The organism is Brucepastera parasyntrophica (assembly GCF_022376835.1).
Classification (GTDB): domain Bacteria; phylum Spirochaetota; class Spirochaetia; order Treponematales; family Treponemataceae; genus Brucepastera; species Brucepastera parasyntrophica.
The window spans coordinates 2176857-2190063 of sequence record NZ_CP084606.1 but is presented as its reverse complement, the minus strand read 5'-3'; the positions used below and the strand labels follow the sequence as shown (position 1 = coordinate 2190063).

Below are 13207 nucleotides of genomic sequence, written 5' to 3'. Positions count from 1 at the left end.
TCTCAGGCAAAGGCCTTCAATACTATTTTGAGCTCTTCGCCGGTAGCGCAGGGTTTGTCCCAGCAGCCGGCAAGAATTATTTTGTTCTGTATCGCTTCGGAAACTGTTCCGGTAATATTCAGATCTTTTTTTTTCGCGGCAGACTCGCGGATAAGGACAATGAGCAGCTGGATTCCCGCGACATCAATATCAGGAATACCTGTCATATCGAGGCGCAGGGCCTTTTTTCGGAAAGCTGATTCAGGAATTCCTCACGGTACTCGCCGGCGTATTCAATTGTCAAAGGTTTTTTTTCATCCATTGTCTGCTGCCTCCCTGTTTCTGCCCAAAGCGAAACTGAGAAGTTCCTGCTGGGAAAGCGTTTTTTCCAGATTGAGAATAATGATAAACATCTGATCAACTTTTCCCATTCCTATTATGAAGGAACTGTCTATACTGCTGTACATTTTGGGCGGGGGTTCAATCTGGTCCGGTTCTATGGTTACAACCTTCTGTACGGCGTCGGTAAAAATTCCGACGACCAGAGATTCAGAGTCTTCCTCATCGGCCAGATATACTGCTTCGGTTACTATAATATTGGTGTCCTCGGTTATCGGAGTCGGCCCCAATCCGAATTTCAGGCGGAGATCAATAACAGGAATAACATTCCCCCGGAGATTAATAACTCCGCTCATATAATCCGGCATCCGGGGAACGCGAGTTATACGAGACACCGAAAGAACTTCCTTGACATTAGCAACGCTTACTCCGTATATTTCATCCGCCATATAAAATGTCAGATACTGGTTTATATCGTTCCCGGTAATTTCATCCATGCTGTCAAACCTCTTTTACATTCAGTACTATTCAACTGTACCCGTATTTGCCTTTATCTCCTGAAGTTCCACCTGTGTCAGGATTTTATTAATATTCAGAATCATTATAAAACTGTCATCGATATGTCCCATCCCGGAAAGAAAGGCGGTATCAATAGCTATGCCGATTTGCGGAGGAGGTTCAATGTTTTCCGGTTCTATGGTTATTACTTTCTGGACCATGTCGCTGAAGATCCCGATAATGAGGATATGGTCCTTCTCATCGGCTGTCTTTTCCGGAATTTCGAGAACAATAATACTTGTGTTCGGGGTCATGGCAACCTGGCCCTGTCCGAATTTCCTGCATAAATCTAGCACGGGTACCGCGTTTCCCCGCAGATTGATTATGCCGCTCATATAATCCGGCATCCGTGGCATTTTTGTAATGCGCGGGACCGTCATTATTTCCTTGATATGGGCCACGTTGATTGCATAATCTTCATCGGCAAGTTTAAAAGTCAGGTATTGATGAATTTCACCCGTTGTCTTTTCCGGCATATATTCTTCCTCAAGTCAGTTAGATATCAGGGAGTCCCGGAGGCACCCCTGCCTGTTTTTTCCGGACCGGAAAGAATATGAAGATATAAAATGTTCCGAACCTTTTTTAATCTTCGTATTCTTCATATTTTCCGGAGACAGAAAATCTGAAGATAACCCCTGAAATCCGGAGACTTCAGGGATTCCCCTGATTAGAATTCCTGAAAATCATCATCTATGCCATCCGGTTTTGACGAAGAAGGATTATCGTCCAGGGCCAGATGGATCCCGCCGGAATAAGGCAGCGGTTTATAATCGGATGAATCATCGGAATCAATAGCCTTGCGGGAAGACTTGGTCGTGATTACCGGTTTTGATACAGATGAAGAACCGTAGCGTTTGTTCGAACCCTGCGGGAGGGCAGCCTTCCGCGAATGCGCGGAATCATCAATTCGGAAGAATTCCATTGTCGCCTGCATCTGTTCAGCCTGGCTCGCAAGTTCTTCGGACATTGAAGCTGATTCTTCGGACGCCGACGCGTTCTGCTGCACAACTTTATCAAGCTGGAGAAGCGCGGTATTAATCTGATCGGCGCCTGAATTCTGCTCGTTGCTCGACGCGCTGATTTCCTGTACCAGTTCGGCGGTCCGCCTGATCTCAGGGATAAGCCCGGCGATAGTGGTCCCGGCCGTCTCGGCGATGCTGACGCTTTCCGTGGAAAGTTTGCTGATTTCCCCGGCTTCCTTCTGGCTGCGCTCCGCGAGCTTTCCAACTTCCGACGCGACAACGGCAAAACCCTTTCCGTATTCGCCCGCGCGGGCCGCTTCAATCGAGGCATTGAGCGCGAGCATATTCGTGGAACGCGCGATTTCTTCAATTATATTTGTTTTTTCAGCAATCTGTTTCATGGCGTCGACAGTAGCGACAACAGCCTTTCCGCCCTCTTCCGCGTTCTGCGCGGCCTTGAGAGCGATCCGTTCCGTCTGCAGGGCATTGTCCGCGTTCTGTTTGATGTTTGAAGCCATCTCCTCCATTGAAGAAGAAATTTCCTCAACGGAAGCGGCCTGTTCGGTCGCGCCCTGGGACATTTGCTGTGAGGTCGAGCTGAGCTGCTGGCTTCCGGCGGCAACCTGCTGGGCAGCGGAATTGACCTCATTGACTATGTTTGTGAGTTTTTTCGACATATCCTGCAGCGAAGCCGCGAGAATTCCGATTTCATCTTTCTGGTCAATATCGAGTTTCGCGGTCAGGTTGCCCTGGGAAATCTGCAGCGCAAAATCAACGCCTTTTTTCAGGGCCTTTGTTATGGATGTGGTAATCGCGAAGGCAAGAATCAGGCCGATAATCAGCGCGATAATGGCGGCGGTAATTACGGCGGTCCGGACGAGGCTGATCTGTCCGGCAAGCATTACGGAAAGTTCCGCATTGTACGCCTGGGTCTGGTCAAGAGTATCGTCAGCATACACCCCGGCCCGCGCCTGAAGCGCCTGCTGCTGCTGCATCAGCGAGATAATATCATTTACCGAGGTCATATAGCTCCGTGTCTGGGCGAGGATGGCGTCCGCCTGGGCCCGCTCCTGCGCTACTGAAGGGTCGGTATTCGACATGGCGTTCCGTCGGGCCGCGGTAGTATCAATTATGCCCTGCAGGGTCTTTGTAACAATATCTGTGTAAGAGGTATCGCTGAAATACGCGAAATTCCGGTAATTGAACCGGACAGTATAAAGGCTTGTAAGGAGGGAGTCCGCGTCATGGATCCTCCCCATTGTTTCCTGCAGAACTGCAGGACGGGCGTTTGCGGCGGCCTGCCGGTTAAATTCGGTCCGGAGCAGGCTGCTCATTGAATTGAGTATTGAATCAAGCTCCCTCGCGTTTCCGCCCATGACATCTTCCGCGGCGACTATTTTTTTGTCCAGCGCGGCGTATTCACTGAAGACGGCCTTATAATTTCCCGCATTGTTTATTATGGTATTCAGGTTTTCAGTACGGGATGCGTCTTTTTCCTTTGCGCGGAGGGCCGTGGCAATTGAAACGATGTTGTCCGTCATTTGGACCAGTTCGTTATAATTCTGTTCGTCTTTCCTGAGCATATAGGTGCGGCCGTTGATAACAGCTTCCTGCATACTGAGTTCGATCTGTGTAGCGGATTCATTGTTTGCCGATATGGTTTCAATGGAAACAAGAGACGTTATGCTCAAAATAGCAATAACAGCCGTTATTACCAGTATTATTACAAAACCGCCTCCGATTTTAAGAGACAACTTTAAATTCTTGAACATAGATAACTCCTCACTTCTTTTCAAAATTATGATGTCCGGTATATTCCGACCGTCAATCGTATCTTTTTTACCCCTGTTAATTATAATACCAGTGTACTGAAATGTAAAACAAATTGGCAAGTTTTTTCTTAATTTTAAAAACTGACTGACCGTCAGTCGGTCACACCCTCCCTGCGGTTCTGTCAAAAAAAAATCTTGAACAGAAAGCAGATTTTAATTTGCCGTTGGAACGGAAAAGTGTTTTTGTTCCGCTTCCAGAGTACTGATTTTTCCGGTACAGGGCAAGCTTTTGCAAAAAAACCGACTGACCGTCGGTCAGTACAGAAAAAACAACGGGCCTGTTATACGATGGTTCATCATATAGTATATCGTATGGAGCGGATTTTCGGAAGAAAAAAACATAAAAAAGTTTTTTTAGCACTTTTTGCACGCTTTACATACGAAATTAATTCTTTTATATTATTATATAGCAGTAAGATGGATGCGGGGCGCCTGAAGGACTGCATCCAGATGGATATTTCAAAATGATGGGTATCAGGAGAAGTATGGATATAAATCAAACCCGCAGGGAAATTCAGCAGTTCAGCAGCAGTACGGAAGGTATATATGTCCTGCTCGCGGAAGCCTTCCCCTCACTCTTGGAAATTACAAAACAGACGGATTCTTCATCCCTGCACGCGCTTGAAGAAGTATTTAAAAATCTTTCGGACGGTTTTCTGTATTACCAGCAGAATGAATCCGATTTCCTGAAACAGAACAATGTCAGGACAGAGGAACTGTTTTCCGAAATCAATGAAAAAATGGCAGCCCTTGACCAGCTGAATGAAAGTATTACTTCCATCAGAAAGGACTCCGAAGAGCTTGAAATAATCTCACTGAACGCGATGGTAATCTCCATAAAATCCGGCGAAAAGGGCCGGGCCTTTTCCCGCATTACCGAAACGTTAAAGGCCCTTTCGACAAAGCTTATCAGTGTTTCAAGCGAGCTGATTCTGAAAGAAAACCGTATGATTGAAAAAAACACTTCGCTCAAGACGGCCTTTTCGAGTCTGCTTGACATGCAGAAAAAAATAAACCGGACAGGGTCTGATGCCGGACAGGACATTATGCCCATGATAACCGCGGCCTCGCGCTTCCTTGACAATATGTCGAATGAGGCCGGACAGGTAAGCGCGCCGATCCGGCAGGCAATGACCGGTATTCAGCTGCAGGATATAATCAGACAGTCCTTTGACCAGGTTATACTTGCCCTGGCGGAAATCAGAACTGTGTCATATAATGATTTGCCGGAAGAACAGCTCGATCAGATTATGCTGAATATGAGTATTCTGGATGTATGCCTCCGAATTCTTCCGGATATTATTACGAGCCTCGGCTCGTCGGCCAGAATATTTTCGGAAAACTGGGAAGCCATTCATAAAACGCTGGATTCAGTGGAATATATGCGGAAGAAATTCCTTGTTTCTTTTTTCAATGAAAAAAACCCCCAGTCAATTCCCTGCCTGCTGAAAAATATGAGTGAAAATTTCAGCGAGCATATTTCACAGATTAACGAATATCAGCACGCGCAAAAATCTATGGTCAACACAAGCGCCATGGTTGTCACCGATGTAAAACAGCTCCGCAGCCTTTTTGACACCATTCATCCTATTATTTCCCGGCTCCAGCATATACGTATAGCCCAGCAGATTGAAGTAGCGAAAAACGCGGCGCTCAGTTCGGTCAAGGACACAGTTGACCATATGAGCGATCTTATCGCGAACGCGGATATTCTGGTTCAGGACACAAAGAAAGAACTGGGAACTTTTATTTCAAATATAGAAAAGCTGATAAACGCCTATACGTCAGAGGCCCAGGCCGCAGCCCATGAACTGGTTAAAATAAAGCGGGAAAAAACCGAGTTCTTCAATAAGATGACAGAGTATGATAATACGCTGGGATATATTATTCAGCACCTTCATATATACCCTGATTCCTTTATGCGTCTCTGCAATGAAATTGATGTTCAGATTGCCGCCATCCAGAAACTGCATGAAACCCTGACTTCAATGACCGACAGGTTCAATAAAGCCCAGGAAGATTATTCGGAGCAGAAAAACAGGCTGATGGAACAAATGGGTGTTGATTCCTGGGCTATCCGCAATGATAAGCTGAGAGACCTCTCGGAACGCTTTACCATTACTGTACACAAGCAGGCCGTCGGCAAAATAGGCGGATTTGAAAGCAAGGACACCGAGCAGGAAAATATAGGGGCAGGCGAAATCACACTGTTCTGACAATTCGGGATATTATATGGAATTTAAGCACCTTCTTCTCGACCTTGATAATACACTGTATGCTTCTACAGAAAAGATGGGAGACGAAATTACTGAAAGAATGCATACATTCATTTCACAATTTCTGAACATTTCCTATGATGAAGCCGTCAGTCTCAGGGCAAAAAACCTGCCTTCTTACGGGACAACGCTCGAGTGGCTGAAAGACAAGTATAGTCTGAAGGATGAAAAGGCATATTTTGACGCGGTCCATCCTGAACAGGAACTGAACGAACTTACTCCTGATCCCGGACTCCGGCCTTTTTTAATTTCCCTTGCCCTGCCTATGACGGTTCTAACCAATTCTCCGATGGCCCACGCGGAGCGGGTTTTGCGCTTCTTTAATATTGAAGATTTGTTTTGCGGCATCTTTGATCTGACTTTTCATCACGGAAAAGGAAAGCCGAATGCCGAGTGTTTTTATAATACTCTTGCGTCTGTCGGTTTTTCTGTCCGGGAAACCCTCTTTGTAGATGACCATCCCAAATATGTTATGGGTTACAAACATATCGGAGGAAGGGCCGCGCTGGTGGACCAGAGCGGCCGGTACTTCGGCTTCGCGCAAAAAGAAGACTTTTTCCATATTCCGTCAATCTACGGACTTGAAGAAATACTCAGAACGCATTAATTAATCAGAAAGTCCGGCTTTTTTGGCGGGACAGGACAAACATAACAGCAGGGATTTATACCCACAAGGTCCGGGCCCTTCCGCATACTTCGGAAATCAGGTCATACTGTTCATCAATCAGCTGTTCATTGCCCGCTTTTTTTCTGCGGGTAATTCTTTCATGCACAAAATACGGCAGCGCGCAGAACCCAAAGCCCAAAACCGACTGTATGGAAAACAGGAGGATACGGTCGCGGAGAAAGCAGAAAATCGCGCCGTATATCAATGCGCCGCCTATTAAACCGAGGAAAATTGAAATACTTGTAGCAAAAGAGTCGTTTCCCTTTTCAAGTTTATCAATTGTTCTGAATGCGTGGCTGACTTTTTCCTGGAGTTCAAGAAGTTCTGCCTGCTTTCTGAATTTCCGGTCTCTCTTAAACTGAAGCAATATGGTGTCTCCGCGCCGGCCCCGTGAAAGCGGGTTATGCAGCGGGGAATAAATGTCAGTATTTCTCTCAGCCGGTATCCAGCCGAAACTTCCATAGCAGTCCCTGTATAAAGCGGCGTTTTCTTTTTTGCATATACGGATGTATATTCATATATAATAAAACCCGGCTGTTCAGCAGCTCTTGCAGAATCCATTTTACACTCCTTTAATGTAAGTTTCTGGCGTAAAAAAATTAGTTACCTCATTACATCAGAAACACGTACAACCGGAAACAGTCAAATAATTCAGATAATTTGACTATATCTCCTTCCGGTACAATTACAAGTTTTCATATTTAATCTTCCCTATATTCATAACAGGAAAGTTAACAGAATATAAACAGTTTATAAACTAGGGGGCTCCCGGCATCTTTGTGTCAGTTATGTATCAGCAACCGGCGGTAATTTATGAATTGTTTACAGTTAATTAATTTTCCGGTTACCGTTCCGCTATTAACTGTCCATATCGGATGTGAAAAACCAGGGACTGTATGAAAAACATACGGCCCTGCGCATTCCTGATGAAAAAGAACGAATTGTTCTTTTTTAAAAAACATCAATTGCGAGGAGCAATCTATGAAAAAGGTATTTGCAATACTAATGGCAGCGGCGGTAACAGTCTCAATGGTTGTTGCAGAGGACTCAGGCGCGCAGGCATATCCTGCAAAATCATCTAAATCTGATTTTGCCGTCAGCCTCGGCGTCAGCGGTCTGTTTACCGCGGATTTTACCAACTGGGACCTTACCAGTACGGCGGCCGGTCTTGGTATGGACAGAGACATGATGGACACAATGGCCTTTGCCGGAGGCGGAAGTATTTTTCTTGACGCAACCTATGTTCTTTTAAATGTAGGCTTTACGGCAGGACGGTCCCATACCATGAACGAGGATATCAGATACGCCGCGGGTTATTATCCTACGGACCTGATGGCGCTTCATTTCGGCATTTTGGGCAAATATCCCTTTGCTTTAGGGGAGCGGTTTGTGCTGTCACCAATGCTCGGGCTGGAATATGAACTTGTTCTGTCAGCAAAACAGGATGGCTCGGAAATGAGGTACGCCATCAGTAATGGGACTCAAAACGCAAAGGCCATCGACGCCCTGAGTTCGCTCTGGTTCAACATAGGGGTTGCCGCGGATTTCTTCCTGACCGATTCATTATTTCTCCGCTGTGAATATTTGCACGGAATGAGATTGAACAACAAAGAAGAAGCCTATCTTCTTTACAAAGACAGTGATCTGTATAAGTTGGCACTCGGACATGGGCTCGATTTGAAAGCCGGCCTTGGAATCAGATTCTGATACGACAAAAACTGATTAATTCGGTCTGTCCGGAAACAGAAATTCCAGGACAGTCCCTTTCAGTAAAGGCCGCAGACCTCCGGCAGTTTTCCGTAAAGCGCCGGAACTTAAATAAAAAAATCTAACAGAAATAAAATACTCCGCTGCTTTTCTGCGGAGTATTTTTCTCTCCCGCGGAATTGGCCTCGGATTTAAACCCTCGCCTCGAATAAACCGGATATGATAGAATAAAAAAATGGATACACAAAACAGCTGGTTTAAAGTCCGCCGGGAAAAACCGTCCGACTATGATGAAGTATATCAGTTGGTGAAACTGTCTTTTGCGGCATCCCGGCATTCAGACGGAACAGAGGCCGATTACCTGAATGACCTCCGGAAAAAGGAAACATTCATTCCCAGTCTGTCGCTTGTCGCGGAAAAAGAAAACGGCGGACTGATTGGTCAGATCGTTTTATCAGGGACAGAAATTATAACGCCGTGGAAACCCGTTACCGAATTATTGCTCTCACCTCTCTGCGTGCATCCCCTTTTTTTCCGCAGAGGCATTGCCAGGGCGATGATGACGGAAGGATTTCGCAGGGCGAAAAAAATGGGATACGCCGCGGTTTTTCTGTGCGGCGACCCGGAGGTATATAAAATCTCGGATTCAGGCCAACTTTTGAGTACAGTATTTTCATATTAATGACTATTCCAAATCAGCGGAGTGGAGTATGGTGTATGAACTGTATCCCGGATCTTTAAAAGGTATTTCCGGAACAATAAACACCGTTTGAAATCAGCATACCCCACAGACGGATAAAAAGCGGGCCATAAAAGAAGATGGAGAAAGACTCTGCATGGATTGCACAATAATAACATATGAAGAAAGGGAAGATTTGCGGCCCGCATTACTGCAGTATCTGAGAGACTGTGAGTGGGGCGCGGCGAAGCTTCTTGCCGACCTTCACATAAAGAACAATTTTTTTTCAGATGACGACAGGACTTATTTTCTTATGTCCGGCAATGATATAATTTCTTTTCTTACACTGGCGCGCAGGGACTGCATTGCTGACGAAAACCTCTTTCCCTGGATTGGATTTGTATATACCGACACAAAGTACAGGGGACACCGGTACAGCGAAAAATTAATCAGGCGCGCACTGGAAGACGCCGGCCGCAAAGGCTTTTCACGGGTATACCTTGCGACAGACCACACAGGACTGTACGAGAAATTCGGGTTTGTATTCAAAGAAAACAGACCGGATATTAACAATGAAGACAGCAGAATATATGTATATGATTTTCCGGAATAATTTCAAAATTCACAAACAGGCGGGTTACGGAAAATTTGTATGACACAAGTGTTTAGCTGCTATACAGATGATTTTTTGATGATCAGGGCGCACCGGTTACCGCCGGCTATAATACGTAAAGCGGCCTTATATACTTTTACAATTAATAGTATTATTTAAAATATCTGAAAAGGTTTACAGAATACGGCAGGGAGGAAATACATGGACGTCTTACAGGATATAATAAATGATTTTTCAGTGCTGGATGAAGTCGAGGCCTTTGCACTCGGAGGATCAAGGTCAACCGGGGAAGCAGATGAAAAATCGGATTACGATGTGTATATATATGTCACGGAAGAAGTAAGTGAAAAAAAACGGCAAACAATATTAGAGAAATACTGCTCCGTTATGGAAATCGGGAATAAGTACTGGGAAACGGAAGATAACTGTACTCTGACCGCAGGTATAGATATTGATCTGATTTACCGCAGCCTTGATGATTTTGCCGGCGGCATAAGCCGGACAGTGGATTCCTTTGAGGCCGGTACCGGATATACCACCTGCATGTGGCATAATTTGCTTACGTCAGAAATAAAATACGACAGGAACGGGCGGCTGTCGGCGCTGAAAGAAAAATACACGGTCCCGTATCCTGAACAGCTTAAAACGAACATCATCAGAAAAAACATGAATTTATTGAGCGGGGTTCTTCCGTCATATGATTTGCAGATAAAAAAAGCGATAGTCAGAAATGATATTGTGAGTGTCAATCACCGCACGGCGGCTTTTCTGGCCAGTTATTTTGATGTGATATTCGCCGCCAATAAAATGACGCATCCGGGTGAAAAACGGCTGATTTCAATTTGTGAAGAAAAATGCAAAATTCTGCCGGAAGATTTCAGGCCGAATCTGGAGGCATTATTACCTTCATTATATACAGGCGATGCAGTCAACGCGATTATTGCAGGGATAGTGCAAAATCTCAGGGAAATACTATAAGTCCGGAAAATCCTGAAAAAGATACGCCGGTTTACCAATTATTTATAATTTGTTAACAACTGTGTTATGATCTCTGCTATAATATATAGAATAAGTTTGGCATAATGCGTACGGAGGTACGGAATTGAAAATCAGACGGCATTTGCTGATACAGCCCCTGCTCATATGGGGATATGTAATGCTTATGAACTGTGCGGTGGCCGTCATTATGATGTTCCTTATCAGAAATAACATTGAAGTCCAGTTTGGCCGGGGTTTTGCGGAAAGCGATAAATTTGCCGCGATCGCTTCCGATCTGCAAAAGTACAGCATACGCTGGACTGAAAATCCACAGCAGGACAGGATTATCGCGGATATGAATACTATAGGCGAAAAACTGGATACAAACTGGCTCACCTTTTCCCTGTTCAGGGGCCGGGAAGAAATACATACTATCGGAACTCCGATACCCCAGTCTATGACCGATATGGCTCTGGAAAACAGGGACCACCGTTTTTTTTCTATTGACTCCGCGGCAGCGTATACTCTCTCTGCCGGAGACTTTCTGCTTATTCTGATGGACAGCGGCTATTATTACGGACACCTGCCCCGAAACATTTTTTACTGGGAATATCTGTTTAAAAGGTATATTGTACTTCTTGTCTGCATGACTCTGGGGTTATTGTCTTTGCCCTGTATTCCGGATGGTTCGGCGCAAAACGCATGCTGAACGCGTTTGCTGTTTTATCAAAAGGGCTGCATGAAATCAGCAGCAACCTTGACTACCGGATAAACTATACTGATAACAATGAACTCAAACCCGTATGCGATGATTTTGACAGCATGGCCCAGCGGTTTTCCGAACTGTCAAGAGCGCGTCACCAGGATGACGAAAACCGGAGAGAACTTATCGCCAGCCTCTCGCATGACCTGCGGACACCATTGACTGCAATCAAGGCCTATGTAGAAGGACTTGAAACAGGAGTTGCCGCAACACCGGAAAGCCAGCTTCGGTATCTGAAAATAATAAAGCAGAAAACGGAAGATATAGAACATTTTGTTTCCCAAATGTTTCTGTATTCAAAACTGAATATCAGCACATACCCCATGCATATGGAAATGACCGATATAGGTTTTGATCTTACTTCTCTGGTTGAGAATATATATGATGAATACAGACAAAAGGGACTTGATATTGCCATTACCAAAAATGTGGCAGGAATCAGGATAAACGCGGACCGCTCCCAGCTCAGACATATGTTTATAAATATATTTGACAACAGCGTAAAATACGGGAATAGAGAAAACGGGACAATGCGGATTTCATGCCGCGTGGAGGACCTGAGTGTGATTATCTCTCTTACGGATAATGGCGGCGGTGTGTCCGAGGCAAATCTGGACAAAATTTTTAATCCGTTTTACCGTACTGACAGTGCGCGGAGCAATCCCGGAGAGGGAAGCGGTATGGGGCTTTCAATAAGTACAAAGATTATGCAGCACCACGGCGGCTCAATCCGCGCGGAAAATGTACCGGGCGGATTCTCGGTAATTATAACACTTCCTCTCGAACACGGAGGTCCGGAAAATGAAAAAAATTCTCATAATTGAAGATGACCAATCCATTGCCGATATAGAGCGGGACTTTCTCGAAATGAACCAGTTTGAAGTAACTATCGCCGGTGATGGGACCTCCGGGCTGGAAGCGGCATTATCCGGCGCCTTTGATTTGATCCTGCTTGACCTTATGCTTCCCGGAGTGAACGGTTTCGAACTCTGCCGCAGAATACGCCAGAAACTCGATATTCCCATACTGATGGTCACGGCAAAGTCGGAAGAAATTGAACGCATCCACGGACTCGGACTGGGCGCGGATGATTATATCCTCAAGCCCTTTTCTCCGACCGAACTGGTTGCCCGCGTCAAGGCAAATCTTGCCCAGTATGACAGACTGAAAACCGCGGTTCCGCAAGCGGAACCGGCGCGGGAATTGAACATCGGAACATTACGTATCAATACACAGTCCCGGAGGGTATTTGTTGATGGCCGCGAAGTTGAATGCAAAAACCGTGAATATGAACTCCTGCATTTTCTCGCGTCAAATCCTGATATTGTCTTCAGCAAGGAGGCCCTGTATGACCGGCTCTGGGGGCCGATGTGTACGGGGAAATAAAGACAGTAACAGTCCATATTAACCGGCTTAGGGAGAAAATAGAAAAAGACCCCGCAAACCCTGTATACATTGAAACGGTTTGGGGCGCCGGCTACCGTTTCAGGGCCGAGCCTGATAACCGGTAAAACCTGTCCGTATATGACTTGTCCTCTGCGGCTATAAAATGCCCCGGGTTCAGAAGATTTTCACAGAAAAAACTGACTTTTCACCTGCTTTTTCATAACATTTTTTTCTCCTTGACAGATAAGAAGATTATCTGTTTTACTTTAAGAAAGAAACACTCTTGTAAAGAGTTTTATTCGAGGCGAGGGTTTAATCAGCCTGAGGCTGGTTCTGTAAGGTAACGATTTAACGGCCGCTTACGCGACCTGCGAATACCCCGTTGCGCCGCGGCGGTTTTATAACAACCAATAAAAGCGTTGGTTTTTGTAGGTCCCATGGTATTAAACCCGAGACCAATTCCACGGG

At 45.4% G+C, this 13207-nt stretch carries 13 protein-coding genes and 1 pseudogene; 9 read left to right on the top strand and 5 right to left on the bottom strand.

Annotated elements, in window-relative coordinates:
* Positions 1 to 2 precede the first annotated feature (2 nt).
* The 4 genes from K7I13_RS10400 to K7I13_RS10385 all read right to left on the bottom strand — a co-directional run bounded on the left by K7I13_RS10400 (position 3) and on the right by K7I13_RS10385 (position 3610).
* Positions 3 to 206 (bottom strand): hypothetical protein, encoded by a 204-nt coding sequence (locus K7I13_RS10400; protein WP_255945377.1) that lies wholly within the window; start codon positions 204 to 206, stop codon positions 3 to 5.
* An 87-nt stretch (positions 207 to 293) separates the two neighbouring features.
* A complete protein-coding gene (locus K7I13_RS10395) occupies positions 294 to 815 on the bottom strand; it encodes a chemotaxis protein CheW (protein WP_255945376.1) in 522 nt (173 codons plus the stop codon).
* Positions 816 to 842: 27 nt separating this feature from the next.
* On the bottom strand, positions 843 to 1352 hold the full coding sequence (locus K7I13_RS10390; protein WP_255945375.1) for a chemotaxis protein CheW: 510 nt from the start codon (positions 1350 to 1352) through the stop codon (positions 843 to 845).
* 191 nt (positions 1353 to 1543) lie between these two features.
* A complete protein-coding gene (locus K7I13_RS10385; RefSeq protein WP_255945374.1) occupies positions 1544 to 3610 on the bottom strand; it encodes a methyl-accepting chemotaxis protein in 2067 nt (688 codons plus the stop codon).
* Between the two features lie 545 nt (positions 3611 to 4155).
* Here K7I13_RS10385 and K7I13_RS10380 point away from each other — a divergent pair.
* Both K7I13_RS10380 and K7I13_RS10375 read left to right on the top strand, forming a co-directional pair.
* Positions 4156 to 5886, top strand: a complete 1731-nt coding sequence (locus K7I13_RS10380) for a methyl-accepting chemotaxis protein (RefSeq protein WP_255945373.1) — start codon at positions 4156 to 4158, stop codon at positions 5884 to 5886.
* Between the two features lie 16 nt (positions 5887 to 5902).
* Positions 5903 to 6553: an HAD-IA family hydrolase gene (locus K7I13_RS10375; RefSeq protein ID WP_255945372.1), complete on the top strand. Its 651-nt coding sequence runs from the start codon at positions 5903 to 5905 to the stop codon at positions 6551 to 6553.
* A 55-nt stretch (positions 6554 to 6608) separates the two neighbouring features.
* Here K7I13_RS10375 and K7I13_RS10370 read toward each other — a convergent pair whose 3' ends face one another.
* Positions 6609 to 6980 carry a hypothetical protein gene (locus tag K7I13_RS10370; protein WP_255945371.1) on the bottom strand — a complete coding sequence of 124 codons (372 nt, stop codon included), beginning with the start codon at positions 6978 to 6980 and terminating at the stop codon, positions 6609 to 6611.
* A gap of 614 nt (positions 6981 to 7594) precedes the next feature.
* Between K7I13_RS10370 and K7I13_RS10365 the strand changes: the two genes are divergently transcribed.
* The 7 genes and pseudogenes from K7I13_RS10365 (at position 7595) to K7I13_RS10335 (ending at position 12864) form a co-directional block, all read left to right on the top strand.
* Positions 7595 to 8320: a hypothetical protein gene (locus K7I13_RS10365; RefSeq protein ID WP_255945370.1), complete on the top strand. Its 726-nt coding sequence runs from the start codon at positions 7595 to 7597 to the stop codon at positions 8318 to 8320.
* A 235-nt stretch (positions 8321 to 8555) separates the two neighbouring features.
* Entirely contained in the window at positions 8556 to 9002 is a 447-nt protein-coding gene (locus K7I13_RS10360; RefSeq protein ID WP_255945369.1) for a GNAT family N-acetyltransferase, read from the top strand.
* Between the two features lie 154 nt (positions 9003 to 9156).
* A complete protein-coding gene (locus K7I13_RS10355) occupies positions 9157 to 9612 on the top strand; it encodes a GNAT family N-acetyltransferase (RefSeq protein ID WP_255945367.1) in 456 nt (151 codons plus the stop codon).
* Between the two features lie 201 nt (positions 9613 to 9813).
* The gene (locus K7I13_RS10350; RefSeq protein ID WP_255945365.1) at positions 9814 to 10590 is read left to right on the top strand and encodes a nucleotidyltransferase domain-containing protein; all 777 of its coding nucleotides are present in this window, start codon (positions 9814 to 9816) and stop codon (positions 10588 to 10590) included.
* A gap of 124 nt (positions 10591 to 10714) precedes the next feature.
* Positions 10715 to 11299 (top strand): hypothetical protein, encoded by a 585-nt coding sequence (locus K7I13_RS10345; protein WP_255945363.1) that lies wholly within the window; start codon positions 10715 to 10717, stop codon positions 11297 to 11299.
* Positions 11293 to 12177, top strand: coding sequence for a sensor histidine kinase (locus K7I13_RS10340; RefSeq protein WP_255945361.1), 885 nt, complete (start codon positions 11293 to 11295; stop codon positions 12175 to 12177). The genes K7I13_RS10345 and K7I13_RS10340 overlap by 7 nt, the downstream gene beginning before the upstream one ends.
* Positions 12155 to 12864 (top strand): annotated as a pseudogene (locus K7I13_RS10335) (response regulator transcription factor). Before K7I13_RS10340 ends, K7I13_RS10335 begins: the two are co-directional and overlap by 23 nt.
* Positions 12865 to 13207: the final 343 nt, after the last annotated feature.